The sequence below is a fragment of the Ralstonia flaminis genome (genome assembly GCF_958415495.1).
Lineage (GTDB): Bacteria > Pseudomonadota > Gammaproteobacteria > Burkholderiales > Burkholderiaceae > Ralstonia > Ralstonia flaminis.
Map to the genome: position 1 here is coordinate 169,330 of NZ_CATZLL010000014.1, position 20,408 is coordinate 189,737.

General features: G+C 63.1%; 21 protein-coding genes. 10 read left to right on the plus strand and 11 right to left on the minus strand.

Translation table 11 applies throughout. From position 1 onward, the window contains the following. Positions 1-264: 264 nt before the first annotated feature. Positions 265-606 carry a DUF1488 family protein gene (locus R2N11_RS20325; protein ID WP_031328709.1) on the plus strand — a complete coding sequence of 114 codons (342 nt, stop codon included), beginning with the start codon at positions 265-267 and terminating at the stop codon, positions 604-606. Positions 607-700: 94 nt separating this feature from the next. On the opposite strand, the gene R2N11_RS20330 is transcribed toward R2N11_RS20325, so the two are convergent. The 3 genes from R2N11_RS20330 to R2N11_RS20340 form a co-directional block, all read right to left on the minus strand. Further along, a complete protein-coding gene (locus R2N11_RS20330; protein WP_316682178.1) occupies positions 701-2,389 on the minus strand; it encodes an AMP-binding protein in 1,689 nt (562 codons plus the stop codon). A gap of 147 nt (positions 2,390-2,536) precedes the next feature. Further along, a complete protein-coding gene (locus R2N11_RS20335; RefSeq protein ID WP_233176848.1) occupies positions 2,537-3,094 on the minus strand; it encodes a hypothetical protein in 558 nt (185 codons plus the stop codon). A 94-nt stretch (positions 3,095-3,188) separates the two neighbouring features. Next, positions 3,189-4,073: a LysR substrate-binding domain-containing protein gene (locus R2N11_RS20340; protein WP_199029724.1), complete on the minus strand. Its 885-nt coding sequence runs from the start codon at positions 4,071-4,073 to the stop codon at positions 3,189-3,191. 135 nt (positions 4,074-4,208) lie between these two features. On the opposite strand from R2N11_RS20340, the gene R2N11_RS20345 reads away from it, so the two are divergent. Both R2N11_RS20345 and R2N11_RS20350 read left to right on the plus strand, forming a co-directional pair. Further along, complete coding sequence (locus R2N11_RS20345; protein ID WP_316682179.1) at positions 4,209-4,967, plus strand: sulfite exporter TauE/SafE family protein; 759 nt, start codon at positions 4,209-4,211, stop codon at positions 4,965-4,967. Positions 4,968-4,984: 17 nt separating this feature from the next. After that, complete coding sequence (locus R2N11_RS20350) at positions 4,985-5,272, plus strand: hypothetical protein (protein ID WP_316682180.1); 288 nt, start codon at positions 4,985-4,987, stop codon at positions 5,270-5,272. A gap of 284 nt (positions 5,273-5,556) precedes the next feature. Here R2N11_RS20350 and R2N11_RS20355 read toward each other — a convergent pair whose 3' ends face one another. The 5 genes from R2N11_RS20355 to R2N11_RS20375 form a co-directional block, all read right to left on the minus strand. Then, positions 5,557-6,261 (minus strand): hypothetical protein, encoded by a 705-nt coding sequence (locus tag R2N11_RS20355; protein WP_316682181.1) that lies wholly within the window; start codon positions 6,259-6,261, stop codon positions 5,557-5,559. Between the two features lie 69 nt (positions 6,262-6,330). Further along, a complete protein-coding gene (locus R2N11_RS20360) occupies positions 6,331-6,837 on the minus strand; it encodes a TlpA family protein disulfide reductase (protein ID WP_316682182.1) in 507 nt (168 codons plus the stop codon). Then, the gene (locus tag R2N11_RS20365) at positions 6,834-8,108 is read right to left on the minus strand and encodes a sialidase family protein (protein ID WP_316682183.1); all 1,275 of its coding nucleotides are present in this window, start codon (positions 8,106-8,108) and stop codon (positions 6,834-6,836) included. The genes R2N11_RS20360 and R2N11_RS20365 overlap by 4 nt, the downstream gene beginning before the upstream one ends. Beyond that, positions 8,096-10,414, minus strand: coding sequence for a TonB-dependent receptor (locus R2N11_RS20370; protein WP_316682184.1), 2,319 nt, complete (start codon positions 10,412-10,414; stop codon positions 8,096-8,098). The genes R2N11_RS20365 and R2N11_RS20370 overlap by 13 nt, the downstream gene beginning before the upstream one ends. 95 nt (positions 10,415-10,509) lie before the next feature. Further along, a complete protein-coding gene (locus tag R2N11_RS20375) occupies positions 10,510-10,920 on the minus strand; it encodes a DUF2946 domain-containing protein (protein WP_316682185.1) in 411 nt (136 codons plus the stop codon). Positions 10,921-11,096: 176 nt separating this feature from the next. Here R2N11_RS20375 and R2N11_RS20380 point away from each other — a divergent pair, with 176 nt between their 5' ends. Together R2N11_RS20380 and R2N11_RS20385 are read left to right on the plus strand one after the other, a co-directional pair. Beyond that, a complete protein-coding gene (locus R2N11_RS20380; RefSeq protein WP_316682186.1) occupies positions 11,097-12,281 on the plus strand; it encodes an ATP-binding protein in 1,185 nt (394 codons plus the stop codon). 2 nt (positions 12,282-12,283) lie between these two features. After that, entirely contained in the window at positions 12,284-13,243 is a 960-nt protein-coding gene (locus R2N11_RS20385) for a GlxA family transcriptional regulator (RefSeq protein WP_316682187.1), read from the plus strand. 4 nt (positions 13,244-13,247) lie between these two features. Here the strand turns inward: R2N11_RS20385 and R2N11_RS20390 are convergent, their stop codons facing one another. Both R2N11_RS20390 and R2N11_RS20395 read right to left on the minus strand, forming a co-directional pair. After that, a complete protein-coding gene (locus tag R2N11_RS20390) occupies positions 13,248-13,556 on the minus strand; it encodes a DUF1272 domain-containing protein (RefSeq protein ID WP_316682188.1) in 309 nt (102 codons plus the stop codon). Positions 13,557-13,655: 99 nt separating this feature from the next. Continuing rightward, complete coding sequence (locus tag R2N11_RS20395; RefSeq protein WP_316682189.1) at positions 13,656-13,805, minus strand: hypothetical protein; 150 nt, start codon at positions 13,803-13,805, stop codon at positions 13,656-13,658. 65 nt (positions 13,806-13,870) lie between these two features. On the opposite strand from R2N11_RS20395, the gene R2N11_RS20400 reads away from it, so the two are divergent. The 3 genes from R2N11_RS20400 (at position 13,871) to R2N11_RS20410 (ending at position 15,822) form a co-directional block, all read left to right on the plus strand. Then, positions 13,871-14,881: a TraB/GumN family protein gene (locus R2N11_RS20400; protein ID WP_316682190.1), complete on the plus strand. Its 1,011-nt coding sequence runs from the start codon at positions 13,871-13,873 to the stop codon at positions 14,879-14,881. 146 nt (positions 14,882-15,027) lie between these two features. Further along, entirely contained in the window at positions 15,028-15,360 is a 333-nt protein-coding gene (locus R2N11_RS20405) for a YnfA family protein (RefSeq protein WP_316682191.1), read from the plus strand. A gap of 153 nt (positions 15,361-15,513) precedes the next feature. Continuing rightward, complete coding sequence (locus R2N11_RS20410) at positions 15,514-15,822, plus strand: hypothetical protein (RefSeq protein WP_316682192.1); 309 nt, start codon at positions 15,514-15,516, stop codon at positions 15,820-15,822. Positions 15,823-15,835: 13 nt separating this feature from the next. Here R2N11_RS20410 and R2N11_RS20415 read toward each other — a convergent pair whose 3' ends face one another. Next, entirely contained in the window at positions 15,836-16,792 is a 957-nt protein-coding gene (locus R2N11_RS20415) for a dienelactone hydrolase family protein (protein WP_316682193.1), read from the minus strand. 1,175 nt (positions 16,793-17,967) lie between these two features. Here R2N11_RS20415 and R2N11_RS20420 point away from each other — a divergent pair. Both R2N11_RS20420 and R2N11_RS20425 read left to right on the plus strand, forming a co-directional pair. Further along, positions 17,968-19,770: a S10 family serine carboxypeptidase-like protein gene (locus R2N11_RS20420; protein WP_316682194.1), complete on the plus strand. Its 1,803-nt coding sequence runs from the start codon at positions 17,968-17,970 to the stop codon at positions 19,768-19,770. Positions 19,771-19,789: 19 nt separating this feature from the next. Beyond that, positions 19,790-20,182 carry a 2-oxoglutarate dehydrogenase gene (locus R2N11_RS20425; protein WP_199029757.1) on the plus strand — a complete coding sequence of 131 codons (393 nt, stop codon included), beginning with the start codon at positions 19,790-19,792 and terminating at the stop codon, positions 20,180-20,182. The last annotated feature ends 226 nt before the right edge of the window (positions 20,183-20,408 follow it).

Sequence of the window (20,408 nt, forward strand, 5' to 3'; positions counted from 1 at the left end):
CAATATTGAAGAGCATCTGTACGGGGAAGGTCGCAGCGCGAGAGCGAATTTGTCGTCAAACACCGAATTGATAGACCGCATAACGGCACCGAGGGATAGTCCGACCCGCTTCACTGGGTCAATTGCGTCCGGATGGTATTGGCAACTGGACCATCGTCTTCCCTCCTTTCGGAAACCACGCTCCCGCATGTGATCAATGCGCCGCGAAAGCGGTATGTGGGGCACGCCGCCCAAGCAGCGTGCCTGATCATTGGGGGGAGCATCATGAACATCTCGTTTACCGGTAAGACTTTCAGGTCTGTGGGAGACCTGTTCTTCCAAGCCATCGTCGACGGCAAGGTTGTGAGCTGTTTTGTCACATCCGAAGCCCTGTCGCTGTGCGATTGCGCACATCAAAAAGCCACTGCCGAAGACGTCTATCGCAGCTACCGCGACTGGATCGAGCAGGCCGCATCGGATCTGATCCGTGCGGGCGCGCTTGCCCCGGTGATCGTGCGCGGCCGTGATCTGGCGGCTTCGCGTGCATCGCTGCCGCATGGCGGTGTGCCGGCGTACGACCTGGATCGCGCGCGCCAGCTGCGTTTGGTCCCGCGTTCGTCGCGCTAGACAGCCTTCTCAAACAGCCTCGCGCAGTACGAAGCATGCGGCCTCGGGGGGGGCAGCATGCTTGTCTGCACCGGGTGTGCGGGCGTCGTCGGTATCAATCCGCTGGAAAATCGTCTTCCCAGTATTCCTGAGCGTTGCGGCCTGTTTCAGGGCGAGCGGCTTCGCGCAGGCGCAATTCGACGCGCCGGATCTTGCCCGAGATGGTTTTGGGCAAATCCGCAAACTCGATGCGCCGCACGCGCTTGTAAGAAGCCAGCCGGCTCTGGCAGAAGCGCAGGATGTCGCGCGCCAGTTCGGGCCCAGGCTCGTGCCCGGCACGCAGCACCAAGAAGGCTTTCGGCACGGCCAGCCGCACGGGGTCGGGGCTCGGTACGACGGCGGCCTCGGCGATGGCAGGGTGCTCGATCAGCACGCTCTCCAGCTCGAACGGGCTCACGCGATAGTCCGACGCCTTGAACACATCGTCGGCACGGCCAACGTAGGTGAGGTAGCCGTTCGCATCGCGCGCAGCAATGTCGGAGGTGTGATACACGCCACCGCGCATGGCCTCAGCCGTTTTTTCGGCATTGCCGGCATAGCCCGCCATCAACGCCAGCGGACGTGATTTCAATTCGATGCAGATCTCTCCCTCGCTGGCTTCGTTGCCGTCAGGGTCGCGCAAGGTGATTTGATAGCCTGGGAGCGGCCGGCCCATCGAGCCCGGCTTGACCGGCTGCCCCGGGCTGTTGCCGACCTGGCAGGTGGTCTCGGTCTGGCCGTAGCCATCCCGGATCGTGATGCCCCAGGCCGCGCGAACACGCTCGATCACCTCGGGGTTGAGCGGCTCGCCTGCGCCCACGAGTTCACGCAGCGCGGGCTTCCAGGCCACCAGGTCTTCCTGGATCAGCATGCGCCACACCGTGGGCGGTGCGCACAGCGTGGTGACCTTGGCACGGCATAGCACATCGAGCGTGGCCTTGGCGTCAAAGCGCGCGTAGTTGTAGACGAACACGGTGGCACCGGCATTCCACGGCGCGAAGAAGCAGCTCCAGGCGTGCTTGGCCCAGCCGGGCGAACTGATATTCCAGTGCACATCGCCCGGGCGCAGACCAATCCAGTACAGCGTGGAAAGATGCCCCACTGGATAGCTCGCGTGCGTGTGCATCACCAGCTTGGGCTTGGAAGTGGTACCGGAGGTGAAATACAGCAGCAGCGGATCGCTCGCCTGCGTTGGCGCGTCAGGTGTGAACTCGGGCGCGGCGCCGTAGGCATCTTCAAAGCGGTGCCAACCTGCAGGCGCCTTGTCCGTACCCACTGCGATGCACGTAAAGGTGCCCGACACGGCATCGAGCTTGGCGCAATCCGCCCCACCCACGATCACGTGCCGCACGTCGCCCATAGCAATGCGCTCGCGCAGGTCTTCGGCCGTCAGCAGCGTCGTTGCGGGAATGATGACAGCCCCAAGTTTGATGCAGGCGAGCATCACATCCCACAGCGCGGGCACATTGCCGAGCATGAGCAGGATGCGATCTCCGCGCTGCACGCCCAGCGCGCGCAAGTGGTTGGCCACGCGGGCGGAACGCTCGGCCATCTGCGCAAACGACAGGCGTGTTTCGTTGCCCTGGTCGTCGAGCACCCAGAGGGCGATCGCGTTGTTGCCGCGCGCCATGGCGTCGAAATAATCGAGCGCCCAGTTAAAGCGATCCAGCACAGGCCATGCGAAATCGCGTACGGCGGTGTCGTAGTCCTCACGGTGCGCGAGCAGAAAATCGCGGCACCGCAGGAATGCATCCAGCGAGGTCATGCCTGTCTCCTGTGATTGGATTGCACGCCTATTTGGACAACTCGGTCCGAGCGCTCCAAAAACGCACCAGCAACTGCCACACCCACTTATAGAAGGAAAGTCTCCACCAGACCAGCCCGGGAACACCCGGGCCAGATGCTCATCGGCTCATTGCGAGCGCGGCGGAAAGCGAAGAAAACGACCACCACCCAGACTCAGCCATGCCCAGGCCGTGGCCGCAGCCACCGCACCCAGCACGGCGGCCCATTGTGCGCAGACCAGCATCAACTCGATCGTGCCCGACATGCCCGGCAGGATCTGTGGCCAGGCGGGTTCCAGCCAGCCATCGGCGTCGAACCACGCTCCACGCCCGGCGCCCGTTGCCAGCTCCACCGCCAACAGCGCTGCATTGATGGCCGCGAATGCCATGCCGCTGTGTGTCAGCACGCGGCTGAACACCGGCAGTTCATACAGGGGCTTGAGATGCTGGATATGCCGGGTCAATGTCCACGCGCAGACGATCAGCAGCGCGACGCTGAGCGCCGCCATTGGCGCCGGGCTGCGCAGGCACACGCCCAGCGCGATCCACGCCAGCGCGTTGATCTCGTGGCGCCGATAGATACGCAGTGCACGCGCGGCGTGCAGCAGGCCAATCGGGGGAACACCGGCAGAAGCCATGATGTGCTCCATGAGCGGAAGGTTGGTGCGGTGCCGCACGTCTTCCATGCGTCTCGCAACTGTTTTTGCAGTGTACCGACGCGTTTTCACCGGCGCGAGTTCAAACAGCGCTCCTCCTCCGAATGACGGACGGGCACCACGCTCAGGCCTCGCGCAAATGCTCGATCAGTTGCCGCGCGAAGACCGGCAGGTCATCAAAACTGCGCACGCAGATACGCAGCAGGCGTGTCGCCCAGGCGTCGGTCAAGCGCACGCGGCGAATCCCCATTGAGCGCTGCAGCCGGATGGCCGCGTGCTCGGGAATCACGCCGACACCCACGTTGCGCTCCACCATCCGGCACACCGCATCAAAGCTGCGCAGCCGCACGCGATACTTGAGCCGATAGCCAGCACGCGCAGCATGGCCCGCCAGATAAGCCTGCAGTGCGTTATCGCCGGTCAGGCCGACAAAGGCCTCCTGCAATGTCTCGACGAAAGCCAGTTCGCGGCGCTCGGCCAACGGATGATCACGCGCAGTGACCAGCACCAGGCGGTCGTGGCGAAATGGAAACGTCTCAAGCCCCGATAGATCCACCGCATCGTTGACGATGCCGATGTCGGCCCGCCCCTGTGCAATCGCCTCAACAATTTCATGGCTGACCAGCTCTTCCAGGTCGATGTCGACCTCGGGGTGGGCAGCCAGGAAGGCGCTCAGTGTTTCGGGCAGAAACTCGGTCATGGCAGCCGTGTTGGACAGCAGCCGCACGTAGCCCTTCAGCCCTCGCGCGTATTCACCCAGCTCGCCGCGCATACGATCCATTTGCTGCAAAACGACGCGCGCATGGTGCGCCAGCGTTCGGCCGGCAGCGGTGGTTTCCACACCGCGCCGGTTGCGCGTCAGCAGCGGCGCGCCCAAGGTTTCCTCCATCCCACGGATACGCGCGCTGGCGGAAGCCAGCGTCAAGTGCGAACGCTCGGCGCCGGCGGTCATGCTGCCAGCCTCGGCGGTATGCAGAAAAAGTCGCAAATCAGTCAGGTCGAAGCGCATGGCGAGGTGAAATTGGCTTTAGCCTCAGTCTCACCCTGAGGCTGGATCAATGTATCGCAGATTGTGGCGGCGTCGCCAGTGGCAGAAACTGAGGCATCTTCCAACGCAACGCCCCAACACACTTCTCGCCCCCACATGGAATCCGCCACGCTGCCGCTCTTTGGCGCGGGCCTGCTCGCCGGCATGATGAATGCCTTGGCGGGCGGCGGCTCGTTCGTCACCCTGCCCGCGCTCATGTTTGCCGGCGTGCCGTCGGTTGCAGCCAATGCATCGAGCACGGTTGCGCTGCTGCCCGGTGCGGCCACTTCTGCGTGGGCGTATCGGAGTGACTATCGCGGATTCGAGCAGGTCTCGATGCGTGCCATGGTGGCGGTCAGCCTAGTTGGTGGCTTGGCGGGCGCGCTGCTGCTGATGAACACGTCCTCGCGGGCATTCGATTTCATCGTGCCGTGGCTGTTGCTGGTAGGCACGCTGGCGTTCACGTTCGGCAAGCAGGCCGGGGCGTGGCTACGACGGCGCGTACAGATCAACCGGACGATGCTGCTGGTCGCCCAAGGCGGGCTGGCCATCTACGGCGGTTACTTTGGCGGCGCGGTGGGGATCATGATGATGGCGGTCTGGGCACTGTTCGGCCACGACGACATCAAAGCACTGAATGCCTCGCGCACGCTGCTGGTGGGTGCCACCAATCTGGTGGCCGTGCTCTGCTTCGCCCTGGCCAGAATGGTCTGGTGGCCCCAGACGCTGATCATGCTGGCGGCCGCTGCACTAGGCGGCTATCTGGGCGCGCACGTCGGCAAGCGCCTGCCCGTGCCAGTCGTACGGGCGTTGATTTCGACCTTCGGCTTTTCGATGACGGCGCTGCTGTTCTGGCGCGCCTGGTCCCACGCTTGAGCATGAGGAGAACCGCCATGTCAGACATGCAGCCTCATCCGACCCACCGTACACGCGCACCGCGCGCGCATCGCGATGCGATGCCGATGCACCTCCCGCGCCACGCCACGCACGCTGCATGGCATACCCGACCCAACGAAGCCATGCCCCCGGAGCCGGAAATGGCCGACGCACAGACGGTGTTCTATATCGCGCGCGGTATCGCAGTCCTGCTGGCAGCGATTGCCGTCGGCCTGGGCTCGGCTTCCAGCGAAACGGAACGGCCGGTCGCATACCCCACTTCGTCGCACGCGACAACGCGTTGAAGGCGCGTTATCATCCGCCCCCGCGGCGTGGACCGGGCAAAGAAAAAGCCCGCGGGCCGGGGGGCGAGCGGGCTTAACATCTTCAGCCTTTGACGACGAAAGATGGTCGGGTGTGCTTTGTGAACGAGCAATGCGCCGGAATTCACAAAGCGAGGCCATTATAAAAAGTACACGCCCCCCGCCATACCCCAACAACGAGGGGGGTCCGCGCCGTTTTCTTTAAGGACTGTTCATACTCCCGATAAGGGACGCGTCTCAGCCGACCACCTGTCCGACGGATGCCCTCAAGCGCGGGCGTTGGCTTCCGACATCACGCGGATGCTGCGCTCGATGCGGATCTGCACGATCAGCATCACCAGCATGATGAACGCCGAGAACAGCGCGGCAATCATGTACAGCGAGATATAGACGCCCGAGCGCTTGCCGCTGGCATCCAGCTTGGCTTCATCCTTCTCGTTGGAAATGCGCTCCTTCTCGGTGGCGTAGGCCATGTGGTAGTCCACAAACACCTTGTTGACGATCGCGTAGAACGCTTCGCTCGTCTTGGCTTGCTTGGCCACGTCGGCACGGCCCAGCACCTGGTCCAGATACGCCGTTTGCGAGGTCAGGAACGACTCGCCCTGATCGGGGTCTTCCAGCGCGCCGATCACCAGTTCATGCACTTCCGCCTTGTCGAACTGGAACGATGCACCCAACAGCGCCTTGCCATGCTTGTTGATGACGTCAGCCAGTGCCGCTTCCAGCTTGGCCGCACCGGGATGCGGCTTGGCAGCGTCATCGCTCGCACCCTCTGCCGCTTCGTCGTCGAGCTTGAAGGCCGAGGCCTTGATGTCGATGGCTTCCGAAACAGGCGCCGGCTTGGCGTTGTAGTCGCTCACCGCGTTCACGCCCAGCAACACCACACCCACCAGCACGACCGTTGCCAGCGCCAGCACCAGAATCCGCATCAGTTGCAGATAACCACTTTCGACCTTATTGAGAACGCTCATTTCCCTGCCTTGTTGTTGAATTGGGGCCGGGATTATTTCAGAGCGCGCCTCCCGCTAGGTTAAGAGAGCTTAGTGTGCGAGCGCCGCATCCAAGGTTTCTGGCGTAAGCAGGCCGCTTGATGCGTGGCGCTTGCCATCGGCACGCAGGATGATCGTGCGCGGCATCTCGCCTTGCCAGCCGGGGTCCAGCGCGGCACGCATGCGCTCGGGCATGGCCTCGGCATTGGCGTATTGCGGCATGCGCGCGAGGCCGATCTTGCTATCACGCGCCAGTGGCGCCAGCGCGCGGTTCATCATGTCGGCCTGTTCCGGGCCGTCCATCGCCACCATCACCACATCCACGTTCTGTTTGGCGGTGTGCCGCCATTGCGCGATACGGCCGATGTTCTCGCGGCAATAACTGCAATCGAGCGACCAGATCTCGACGATGAGCGGGCGAGCGCGCGGCGTCTGCAACAGCGTCGGCACATCACGCGCATGCAGCGGCTGGAAGTGCAGCGCTTCGGCCGCCTGCGCGGTGATAGCGGCAGCAAAGAGTGCCACCCCCATCGCCAACGTCTTCAAGCGGATGCTCATAGCGCAGCCTCCAGCGTCGCGTTGGCGGGAACGGCGCTGGTTACGTCGATCAGCCGATAGCCTTCGGCCTGCGTGCGCCACGACAGATAGATGTGACCATCGCGCGCGAGCAGTTGCGGATGGTCGCTGCCGCCGTCGGTGCTTGCCAGGCTGACCGGCGCTGTCCAATGTGCGCCGCCGTCGGTCGACTTGCGCAGCAGGATCTGCATGTGGTCGTCGGCAAACTGCTTCCAGACGAGCCACAGCGCGCCATCGGTGGCGAGCAGCGTCGGGTGCGATGCCTGCGCACCCGCTTGCGCGGAACCCGCAAATGCCCAGGCACCACCAATCGGCCGGCCGTCCGCCGAGAGACGGCTGTAGAACAGCCCCGGCTTGTCCTGCTGCACCGAGAACCACGCCATGTGCCGTACACCATCGGCTGTCACAGCCAACGCTGGACCATGGTGCGGGCACGCATCCACACGCCACTCGGAGAACGTCGCACGCGTGATGGCAAACGGCGTGTTGTCGACGGGCAGGGTCGCCAGCGCGTGATCGCGAATCTGCCCGGCAAACACGTTGCGCCACAGCGCCAGCATGTGGCCGTTGGCATCCGGCGCCAGCGCAATGCGGCAGCACTCGCAGGTCTGGTCGATGACCTTGCGCTCAGGCGCGAACGTTGCGCCCCGGTCGGTAGAGACGGTGTAGTACACCGCCGCACCGTCATACGGCTGCTTGGCCGCCTGCGCGCGCAGCAAGTCGCGCTTGTCGATCCACGTGACGAAGATGCGGCCCGCGCCGTCCACCGCAATCGAGTCAAAGCGGTGTGTGATCGGCTGGCGATCGTGGTGAACGATGATGGGCGCGCTCCACGTCCTGCCGCCGTCCAGCGAGCGCGAGAAGCGCACGTAGCCCGTGTATGGCGCATCGAGCGGGCGCGACCAACTCACGTACAGCGCGCCATCTGGGCTGGCGATCACCTTCGGCCGGTTCTCGCCGTCGGTGTAGATCGGCTCAGGCTGCGGGTTGATGCGCTGCGGCTTGGAGAGCGTCTTGCCCAGGTCATCGGACGAAGCGACCACCACGTGCTGCCCCTCGGCCCAGGTCACCCACAGCTTGCCCGCTTTGTCGAACGCGGCCGTGGTGGCGAGTTGCGGCTTGGCAGCGGCCTTGCCGGCCATGCCACCGTGCTCGTGCCCTTCGTGTGCCGGGGCCAGGGTGCTTGCCAACGCCAGCAGAAGACCTGCCGCCCATCGGGACAGCTGGGAAATCGAGTGCATTACAGACGCCATTTCAGTTGCCCATAGAACGTGCGCGACGGATACGGGTGGTACACGAAATACTTCCGATCGGTCAGGTTGTCGACGCCAAGCGCCAGCGTGAAATGCTTGTCGATGCGATAACTGGCTTTCAGATCCACCGTGAAGAAGCTGCTGGTGCCGCCATAGACATTGGGCAGCACATCGGTGTTGTCGAGCGTGCCGTATTGCCGGCCCGAATAGCGTACACCCGCGCCCACCGTCCAGTCCGGCGTGGCATGCCAACTCGCGAATAGGTTGGCGCGTACGCGCGGCATACGCGGCCAGGTCTTGTCGACGTAGGTGGGGTTGGCGGCATCGGCCAGCGTTTTAGATTGCGTGAAGGCCACATTGGCTTCCACGTCGACACCGCGCACGCCCAAGTCATGCAGCACGTTCTGCCCCGAATACGCCAGTTCGATACCACGCGTGCGCACGCGGTCGACGTTCTGCACGTTGGTCACGTTGGGCGTGACCAGGATGTTGGTCTGCGTGTAGATGCTGTCGCGCACGTCGCTCTGGAACAGGCTGGTGCGCAGCGTGCCGTAGGGCACGGCCTGCTCGACGGTGAAGTCGAAATCGTTGGCACGCTCGGGCTTGAGGTTCGGGTCGTTGTTGACGATGGTGTTGCCGCTGATCGTGCCCTGGAACAACTCCGCCACCGTCGGGAAGCGCACCGCACGGCCATACGACAGGCGCAGTAACGTGTCTTGCGTGGCCTGCCATTGCAACGCGGCCTTGGGGCTGAACGCGTCTTCGGTGCGGCTGGCATAGCCCAGCGTGGTGCCGCCATTGCCGAGCTGGCCGTTGTAGGCACGCCAGCTTTCATAGCGCAGGCCGAGTGTTGCCAGCCAGCGCGGCGCGAACGCCCAGGCGTCCTGCAGGAAGACGGCCTGCGTCTGCGTATCCCCCTGGTAGCTGGACTTGAGCGTTGAGAGTGCCTCGGTCGACCAGTTCGTCGCATTGAACGTCTGGTTGCGCAGGTGGTACTGGTCGTAGTGGTAGCCGGTGGTGAAGGTGTGGCCGGACACCGTGGGCGAGATGGCCTTCACGTCGAAGTTGGACCAGCCCGTGCCATCGCCGTAGAACACCGTGCCGGGGCCGTTGCCGGCAGCCGTGTTGGAAGCACGCAGGATGTCGCGCGTGACGTTGTAGGCCGACGCGTTGGCGTCAATCTTCCAGCCACCCAGCTTGCCCTTGACCCCCAGGCCATAGAGCCAGTTTTCCTGGTCGCCGTTCTGCGGGGCGAAGCTGTTCTGGGCGATGGTGTACGGCGTACCGTTGATGAGCACGTTGCCACCCGTGACGACATTGCCGGCCGCATCGCGCAGGAAGCTCAGAGCCTGATCGTTGTAATGGTTCTCCCAGTGGCCGAGCGTGAGTGAAGCCTCGAGACTGTCGCTGAAGACATAGCCCATGCGCAGCGTCTCTTGCAGTTGCTGCGTGCGCTCCAGCATCTGCGGCCCGAGAATCACGCGCGGCAGGCCATTGGGACCGAGGTCTTGCTTGGCGCCCGTCACAGGCACTGGCGTGCCCCCCGGGGTGAACCTGGAATTGGGCGTGGCGTACTGCATCGGCTGGCTGTCGTTCTCCAGCCGGTCGACCGACAGCGCATACCAGAACTTGCCGATGCGATCGCCCAGCGATGCGCTCTCGTGGTTGCCGGTGACGTTGCGCGAGAACCCGTACGCATCGCTGAAGCGCTGGCTCATCACCTGCGTCTGCGCCGCGGCCTCGAAGGTCTCGGGCTTGCGCAACGTCATCGAGATGGTCGTGCCCATCGAGTTGCCTGGCAGCAACGCCGAGAACGGTCCATACAAAATATCGACGCGCGCCAAATCATCCGGCCCGACCATTGACCAGCGCGGCGGATAGCTGTAGCTGGAGCCCAGCAAGTTCGAGAGCAGGATGCCGTCGGCATACAGCAGGCCGCGTGCGCTCTGGATCTCGTTGAAATCGCGGCCGGCAAAGATGGAGTTGCGATCACCAATGAAGCGGCGGCGCACCATCACGTTGGGCTGGTACTTGACGGCGTCTTCGGTGGTGACAACGTTGCGGTCGGCCAGTTGGTCGGCGGTGACGGTCTGCACCACGGCAGGCGTGTTGCGGGCGAATGGCGCGGGTGCGGCGTTGGCGCGCACCACGGTGGGCGCGAGTTCCTGGGCGACGAGCGCGGGGGCCTGCGCAGTATCGTCGGCGGCAAAAGTGGACAGCGGTGCCGCTGCGCTCAAGGCGAGCGCAGCACGGCGCACCAGCGAGCGCTTGGGGCGGGCAGCCACAGCGCGCTTGTGGAATGACATCGAGTGGTCTCCGGATTGCGATGGCGCCGGCCATGAACACGAACATGCGTGCGGCCAGACGCAAAGGCGCCGCGAGGCTCAACCCCGCAGGCGCATCAGATCGACAACGACGGAGATGCAGGAGGCGCGCGCGACTCGGCCACACGCAGCGCACTGCGCGCATACACGGGTGCCGGGCTGGCCGGCTGCCGCACGCGATAGATGAAATGGGCGGTAGGAACATCCAGCGCCGGCGGCGAGGCCAGCGCAAACCCGGCGGCAAACCCCGGGCAATACAAGCAGTGCGCCACGCTGTGGTGGGCAGCCGGATCACCGGACGGATCGTTGGAGTCATTGCCTTGCAGGTCAATGGACACCTGTACCGTGCTGCCATGCGGTGCCGTTGCGCTGCACAGATCAATGGCGAGCGTGCCCGTGGCTGCCGCGCGTGCGGAAGCGAGCACCGGCGACAGTACATTCAGTACGATCGCAAGCCAGACGAGAGCGAGCCAACGGCGATGGAGCATGGGGTGGGACGGTGGAGTCGGGGGAGTATAGCGCTGCACATGGTTCCCCGTTTTGCCTGCGACGTACTGTCGCGCATGCACAAACTGTGTCGATCAGATTGCAGTCCGCCCGGATTTATCCTTAATTATGGTGTTAGGTATAATTTATACCGAGCTCCATAATCGAGCCTAAAACCATGGCATCCACCGATTCCGACACCGGCCGCTTCAACTTCCACCGCCAGGACCTCGCCCACACACTGTGCGACAGCCTGGAGGGCAAGGGCCTGGCCGATGCGCGCTCCGGCCTGTTCCTGGCGGCGCCCCGGCGCACCGGCAAGAGCACGTTCCTGCGAGAAGACCTCGTGCCGGAGGTCGAGCGCCGTAAATGGATCTCCATCTACGTCGACCTGTGGGCCGACCGCGCCCGCGACCCCGGCCTGCTGATTGCCGATGCCATCAAGTCCAAGCTGGCCGAGTTCGACGGGCCGATCGCCAAGTTGGCCAAGCAGGCCGGCATGGAGAAGGTCGAGGTACTGCGCGCCTTCACCTTCAACCTGGGCAAGATCGGGCTGCCGCCTGGCATTACCCTGGCCGATGCGCTGGATGTGCTCTACAAGGCAGTGCAGCGGCCGATCGTGCTGATCATCGACGAGGCGCAGCACGCGTTGTCCACCGAGGCGGGCACCAACGCCATGTTCGCGCTCAAGGCCGCGCGCGACCAGATGAACCAGGGCGTTGAGGAACCGCGTCTGTTTCTGGTTTTTACGGGCTCCAACCGCGACAAGCTCGCCAACCTGCTGCTCAATCGTACGCAGCCGTTCTTCGGCTCGCGCGTGACCAACTTCCCGCTGCTCGGCCGCGCCTATGTGTCGGCCTATACCGCGTGGGTCAACCAGCACTTGGCGCCCAACAACCAGTTCAAGGAAGACGACATCTTTGCCGCCTTCCAGCTGGTCGGCCACCGGCCGGAGATGCTCAAAGGCATCGTCAGCGAGATCGCGCTGGAACTGGGCGAGGCCGCCAGCCTGGGCGAGCTGCTCAAGCGCGGCGCACAGGGCTTTCGTGATCGCATCTGGGGCGAAATCGAAAGCGAATACAGCGCCTTGACCGAAATCCAGCGCGCCGTGCTGGCGGTGCTGATCGAGCGCGGGCAAGGCTACTCACCGTTCTCGGAAGACGCGATGAAAGCCTACGCCGCCCGCCTGGGCCACAGTGATTTCTCCACCGCCACGGTGCAAGCCGCACTCGATGCGCTGCGCGACAAGAACCTGATCTGGAAGGAGTCGCGCGGCGCGTATGCGCTGGAAGATGAAAGCCTGGCGCTGTGGTTTCGTGAAACGCGGGGCGCGCACGCCGTACCGCCCAAGCTGGGTGCCTAGGCATGCGCCGTGTCTTCTTTGTCGTGCTGCCGCATGTTCACATGCTGGACCTGGGCGGCCCGATGCAGGTGCTGGAGTCACTGGCCGGGCTCGGGATTGCATCGGTGCCGCTGCGCTGCGTCGGCCCGCGCCATGAAGTCACCAGCGCCCAGGGCGCCGCACTGACCGCCCTGCACCCATTGCCCAAGCACCTGGAACGCGGCGATGTGGTCATTGTCATCGGTAGCCGGCTCGCACTCGACGCGCCCGTCACGCCAGAACAGTTGGAAGCGATCACCTGGCTGCAAACGGTAGTGGCACCTCGACTGCCAGAGATCACGCTTGCCAGCGTGTGCACGGGCGCCTTTCTGCTGGGGGCAGCCGGCCTGCTCGATGGGCGCCACTGCACGACGCATCACGATTACCTGGAGCGGCTGCAAAAGCGTTATCCGGCCGCACGCGTGCTGTCCAACCGGCTGTTGCTGGAAGACGCAGGGCTGATCACCTCGGCAGGGGTGTCGGCGGGTATCGACCTGGCGTTGTTGCTGATCGTCCGGCATTTTGGCGAGGCGGCGGCAATCCGCGTTGCGCGTGAGAATGTTGTGCCATTCCGGCGGCTAGGGCATGACCCCGCTCTCGATGCGCAACTGCGCTACCGCAATCACGGCCATTCGCTCATTCACGCGGTGCAGGATTTTCTGACAGCGCAACCCGCCAGCACACTACCCTACGAGGCCTTGGCAAGCCGCTTCGCTGTGAGCTATCGGCACTTGGCACGCCTGTTCCAGCAGGAATGCGGCGTCACACTCAAGCAGTATCAGCAACAGTTGCGCATAGCGATGGCACGCAGACTGCTCAAGGGCGGCGACTGGCCCGTCGAACGCGTGGCAGAGGCCTGCGGCTTTGCCAGCCCGCAGGCCTTTCGCGCAGCTTGGCGCCAGGAAGAAAGCCTACCGCCCGCTCGCTGGCGCTCCCAGGCCTGATCGTTTAGCGCTGCTCCGGCGCAATCGCACGAATGGGCGCGGCAAACTGTGCGAATGCCTCCAGGTCCACTGGGCGGTGCTTGACGACTGTGCCGGCCGGATGCTGCGCGAGATCGTTGTTGCCCTTCCAGTTTTTCGACGGCCGGATCGGACGGGCAGCGAAGCCGCCGCCACAGTTCGGACAGACGTTATCCAGAAGCGTATCGACGCACGTTGCGCAAAACGTGCACTCAAACGAGCAGATGCGGGCCAGCGTCGATTCCGGCGCAAGCGCGCAATTGCAGTGTTCGCAGGTGGGGCGGAGCTCCAACATGGCTACCTCGGTCAAGTTGAGAAAACATGCCATCACAATAGCCATGCCGCACATACCCCACCATCTGCAAACCGGACGGCAATGGAAAGAATCCTGCCATCAGGGTTGGCCAATGGCTACCGTGGCTCGACCACCATCCTCACCGCCGGCGTGCGGCCCAGCCCCCTCGTCACGATCCAGGCGCGCGATGGCGCCGCGCGAGGCATTGCGGGCCACCGTCGATTGCGCGATGGCGGCATGGGACGCCATGGTCAGCGCCCGCTAAACTGCAGACATCACACTCACAACATCACAAGATTTCTCGGGGAAGAGTCATGGCACGCAACCGCACCCTGTGGCGCTCGCTTGCAGCGGCGTTCTGCCTGTTGTCGGGCATCGGCACCGCCGCCGCACAAGACGCATCACCGCAAACGCCAAGTCACTGCCCGCCGCCGGCGTCCGACTCCATCCCCAAAGACGGCTGGGCCGCTGCCGCCCAGCGCGCCACCGACCACGGCTTGCTCTGGCGGGTCGAGAAGGACGGGCGCACATCGTGGCTGTACGGCACGATCCACGTTGCACGTGCCGACTGGATGCTGCCTGGGCCCACCATCCGCGATGCGCTCAAGCACAGCGATGCCGTTGCACTCGAGCTGGACCTGCTCGACAAGGAAGGCAGCCGCAAGGCATTCGCCGCGCGCAAGACCAAGGAGGATGTTCGCCTGGTGAGCGGCCGCCGCGGCGGGCGCCTCGACAAGCTGATCGCCGCCGCGTGCCTGCCCGACACCGCGCTGACACAAATCCGCAAGTTCCAGCCGATCATGCAACTCGCCTCGCTGTCAGCACTGGGGCTGCGCGCCGATGGGCTCTACCCCGATTTCGGCATCGACCTGTTCCTGACCACCTACGCCAACAGCGTGCACCTGCCCATCGTGCCGCTGGAAACGCTGGCCGACCAACTGCGCGTGCTGGACCAGATCGTGCCGAAGAACGAAATGGTGCAGCAGTTCGACACCGAGCTCGACGCCATTGAATCGGGCGAGGCGCGCACGCAAACCCTCACCCTCGCCAATGCCTGGGCCGATAGCGACCTCAACACGCTGGAGCGCTATCCGCAGTGGTGCGATTGCCTGAAGACGCCATCAGACAAGCGCGCCTTCAAGCGCCTGGTGACCAACCGCAACCGTGCCATGGCCGACAACATTGCCCGCGTGCATGCACGTGGCCAACGTGTGTTTGGCGCCGTGGGCGCACTGCACATGATCGGGCCGCAGGGCTTGCCGGCGCTCATGGCTGCGCGCGGGTTTACGGTCACGCAAGTGCTGCCGCCGGCAGCTTCGCACTGACCCGCACTGGGCGTGAGCGCTTCTCCGGCGGGGGGCGCCCCGGCGGCAACCACCAGTTGCGCGCGTGCTGTGCCATGTCGCAGCAGCCCCACCGCAACGTGCCAAAATCGCCCCCATCCTGACTGCCTCGGCGCCGCCTTGTACCCGTGGACTTCCTCCGCATCGCCCTCCTGTTTGCCGTTACCGCCCTGGCGGAAATCGTCGGCTGCTACCTGCCGTGGCTCGTGCTGCGGCAGGGCAAGCCCGTCTGGCTGCTGCTGCCGGCGGCGGTGTCGCTTGCGCTGTTTGCGTGGCTGCTGACACTGCACCCAACGGCGGCCGGACGCACGTATGCGGCGTACGGGGGCATGTACATCGCCGTGGCGCTGGTATGGCTGCGCTTGGTTGACGGTATTTCCCTCACGCGCTGGGACGTCGGCGGCGCAGCCATCGCGCTGATCGGCATGGCAGTGATTGCGCTGCAACCGCAGGCAACCTGATCGATTGCACGCGATATTTACGCTTTCCTGACCAAAACGGAACGCTAAGCCACCGCGACGATCAGAAGCAGGATCATTGCTGTCGGCAACCGCGCAGTCAGTCACTGCAGCCGATTGCCGTCGATTCAGTCCTTTTATCGATGGAGGGCACCGATGCCTGCCGCAATCCTTAAACATCTTGTCGTGGCTTCGGCGTTGATGTCCGCAGCCCTGACCGCTTCTGCACTGACGACGTCGTCCACCACGTTCTCCGATCAGGAGCTTCAGGCGATGCTTGCGCAAAGCCGCCCGGTGCAGGCCGACCAGACTGCCGAGCCGACATCAGGGCCGAGGCTGCGCGTCGGCCTGTCTGATTCGAGCGCCGAACTCGTGCTGCCGTGGTTTCTTGCTGAACTGGTCAACGCTGTGAACCAGCGCACCTCGCCCCAGGATCTGGCAAAAAACCTGCGCGACGGAATCTGACTGGGCTCCCACCTCAATGGCCGGTAAAGAAAACCTCCCGCACAAAAGCCTGCACGTCTTTACGGGACTTCTGGTACGCGGCCTCGTTGCGCCCCACATGCGCGCCCAACGACACGCACCCAGCGAAGAAATCCCGGAGCTTGGCGGGTTCAATGATTTCGCCAGTACGCTCGGCAGTTGCCGTCCACGTATCGATGTCCCATCGCACAACACCGCATGACGTCGACTTCGTAGCCCGGCCCAGGTAAGCCAGCGCAACAGTGCTGTCCCACCCGTGCCGAGCGCTGTCATAGCGGATCGTCCGCACAGGCACACCGGCATCTGCGTAGCGCTTGGCCAGTTGTTCGCACGGCTCAGGCGTCACGTAATCGTCATCTGCCCCCACCAGATTGAGCATGGGCGCGCGGCTCAGGTCAGGCGACCAGTACACCTGGCCGCACGCCGCATACACCGGGATATGCAGTGCAAACTTGAGATCGCTCTTGATGACGGCGCGCCGTAGCGGTTCCTCTTCTGTCTGAAAGGCCACCGTACCGCCACGCGAGAACCCCATGATGCCGATGCGCGCGGGGTCGATGCGCGGGTGGGTCGCCAGCAGCTGCAGCGCTTGGTAGGCATCGACCATGTCCGCCGAATGGGGCACGCGCGTCTGGTCCTCCACGGTGCGCTTCACGCCACGCGGCTCGAAGATGTAGATCACAAAGGTGGCGACGCCGACCTCGTTGAGTGCCTGCACCCATTGCGCCATGGCAGGTTCCACACCACCGCTGCCGTGCACGAGCACGATGGCGGGCACCTTGGCGGCATCCGTCTTCGGCAGAGACAAGTCTCCCCAGACTTTCTGCTCAGGCCAATTCTGCCGACGCTCGCGCACCAGATCGAACATGGTCTTGGGGGTAAAGCTGTTGAACTCGATCCGACCTTGGGTATCCGGTTGCAGCGCCTGCGCCGCCGCCGTAGGCGACAGCATCACAGCAGCCAGCCATATCAGACAAGAAACCCACCGGTTGAAGTGCGATGCATGGCCCGCTTCGTATCGCATGACACATCCCCTTGCGCGATGATGGTTGATGTCCCGTAGAACCATCTTAGGGAGAACCGCCAGCACCGCAATACCATGTGCCACCGGGTACGCTCCGGCAGCCGTCTTGCAGGCTGTACGTCTATACAGCGACTTCCGTGACGTTCCGCCCTGCGGGCTGGCTCCTCCATGCCCGCGCCGGCGTGCCCAGGCGCACCGCCAACGAGTACTTGCCTTTATTTTTTATAAACAGAGATAACAATTGTTTTGCAACCAAACCACTGAAGATTGCCCTGCAAGACCTTGCTTGATGGTGTAGGTAGGATAAAACCCTTGGCCACATTCAGACTTGGCACATGAAGCACTCGCTTAAATGAATGAAGAATTTGTCGTGTAAGTTTTCGTAAACATCAATTTCGCATCAAAATTACAAAGCTAAAAAATAGACGCGACACTCCATTGACACGGCAAATTTTGCCTCTATGATTCAACCACTCTTTTGACGCCAGACGAATGGCGTGAACCGAGCAAAACACCCAAAAGGTGTATAAAACGGCCACCGATATAACCCACAATGGCCTGACAACTATCCTGATCCGGGAGACAGCATGTTGTCCGCAAGATCACAACAAAGAGATGGAACACGAGCACAACCTGGGCGCATAAGAACATGTGAATTCCATGCCCGGAATCAGCCCCCACTGCACCATTGCCGTGCATCTGACGCTTGGTCTGCAAATGGCGGCACCACGCTATTGAGCAACCCAGCCTCTCCATTCACCCTCGGTGGAAGCGGTGGCGCGAGTTCGCCGCCAGAACCCGCTGTCGACCTTGTTCTCCTCAAGCCACCGCCCTCTGGTGACCGTGACTGGACTTAGCGCTTTTCAATGCAGATCAGGAATGCTTTTTTGATTCTTGATTTGCATGAAACCCGCCGCTAAAGCGCCGATCGCACCGATCATATTATTGGCATTCATCGTTATCGCTTTCTTGATCACTGCGTGAAATCGTTTTGATTTCCCCGGTGAAATAAAAGCGTGCGTCGATTATTTTGCCCATTTTTGGTGATTTCTTCGCCAGGCGGCTTTTTGTTTGTTCGTATCTCATCAATGACAGGGATGCAAATGAAACCAAACCGTAGTTCCAGTGGTTATGGCCTTGGCCGTTCTCCTGCTTTGGGGCGGCTGGTCGGCGTTGGCGCGCTGCTTGTCGGCATATCGCTTGTCACCGGGTGCGGGGGCGATGACGGCAGCCCCGTGGCGTCCGCAGCGAGCGCAAACCAGACAGACGTGACCGCGAAAACCGTGCAGGCCAACCAGCCCTATGTGGACCCTGTCGCATATTCGTCCAATGCGACGGATAGCCTGGATCCGTCACAGGTGTCCGAGAATGCCGCGGTCATGCACTACCAATGGACGGCCGGCACCACTCCGGTGAACTACACCACCACGACCGGCCACCTGACCGCATCGGATGCCAGCGGCAACCCCGAGGCGACAATGTCATACGTCGCGTACACGGCGCCCAGCACCAACGGGCAGCCGCGGCCTGTCACCTTCTTCTATAACGGGGGGCCGGGTTCGTCGTCGATCTGGCTGCGCCTGGGCTCATTTGCGCCCACCCGTGTCGCTACGCCGGATCCGCTGCTGACCAACTGGCCGAACTACACCCTGGTGGACAACGCGGAGAGCCTGATCGCCACCACCGATATGGTGTTCATTGATCCGCCGGGGACTGGCCTTTCCGAAGCGATTGCGCCGAACACCAACCAGTCGTTCTGGGGCAGCGATGTCGACGTCAACGTCATGCGTGACTTCATCCAGCGCTACCTGACGGTGAACAGCCGCAGCAGCTCGCCGATCTATCTGTACGGCGAGTCGTACGGCACACCGCGCACCAACATGCTGGCGCTTGCGCTGGAATCAGCAGGCGTGCACCTCACCGGCATCGTGCTGCAGTCGTCCATCCTGAACTACTTTGCGGATGCGGTTGAAGCCACCGCCATCGAGAACTCAACCGCAGGGTTGAAGCTCGCGACCGATACGCTGGTGGGCTACTACCCCGGCTATGCCGCAGTGGCGTCTTACTTCAACCAGGTCTCGCCAAGCCAGCCGAGCCAGTCAGCGTTTGCGACGCAGTCTGAGCAGTTCGTTACGAACAAGTACAGCACGTTCAAGACGTACGCAAACTCGTGGGCGCTCAGCCAGCTGGGCTCTCCGAACGCGCTCGGCACGCCCAAGTTCCCGTCCAAGTCGACGCTCGCGTCGTGGGAATCGCCTTCCGGCCTGACGCTGCAGGCGTTGACGGGGTACTTCAGCAAGACGCCGTTCCAGACCACGCTCCTGCCGGGCACGACGATTGGCCGTTACGACGGGCGCGTGTCGCTGCCGAACTCGGATTCGCGTCTGGCGAGCGACGGGGACCCGTCGGACATCCTGATCTCGCAGCCGTTCACCACCGCGCTGCAAACACAGATGCCGAACTACCTGGGCTATACCGCACCAAATGCGACGTTCGTACCGCTGAACGACAACATCATCGGTTCGTGGGACTTCTCGCATGATGGCCAGCCGCTGCCGGATACGCTGCCCGATCTGCTCGCCGCCATTCAGATGAACCCGCAGCTGAAGGTGCTCTCGTCCAACGGCTACCACGATCTCGCCACACCGTTCTTCAACACCGAGAAGCAACTGGCACGCCTGCAAACCGTGTCGGGCCTGAACCCGAAGCTGCAGGTCACGTTCTACCAGGGCGGGCACATGATCTACCTGGATGACGTTGCCCGGCCCCAGATGAAGAGCGATCTGGTGGCGTATTTCGGTGGCCAGTCCATTCCGTCCGCACTGACGCTGGCAACGCTGCCGGCGCCGTGGGCCGACGAGAACCCTGCTGGCACGCCAACACTCACAGCACAAGCTGCACATTAATCTTGATGAAGGAGTGATCATGTCCCTTATGAACACTGTGCGGCACATGCTGCCCGCCATTCTCCTCGGTGCGCTGGTGGGTCAGGCATACGCATCGCCCACCACACAATCTGTGGCCCCGGTGACGTTGCCCAAGGGCGGCCACGGCGTGGATGGCCCGTTCTTTCCGGCCAATAAGGCCGCGCCTGCCGCCTCTTCCACGGGTGAGCAATTGCAACAGGAGGCCCAGCAGCGCCTTGTGAAACGGCTGAGTGCAAACGCGGCGCTGAGCAACGGCGGTTCGATCACCAAAGCGCAAGCCCAGGCCAGCGGTCTGGGCTACGTGGCAAAGCACTTTGACCAGATCGACACCGCCCATTCGGGCCAAGTCTCGATCAGTGATGTGCAGCGATACGTGCAACAGCGCCACTAAGCAGGTCTGACGCACGCAAGCGGGCCTTGTCGTGCACAAACACGGTGGTGTCGCGCCCGTTGCCAGGGTGTGACATCACCGTTCTCGCTTTTGATCGACGGGTCGCACGGTGCTGTATATTCATAAGGGGTATCCACTTAGCTCCAGCTATGCCAGAATTACTGGATGGATATACAGGTAGAGCGGATATTACCCCCAGAACCGGGCAAGGACTACCCCCGCAACT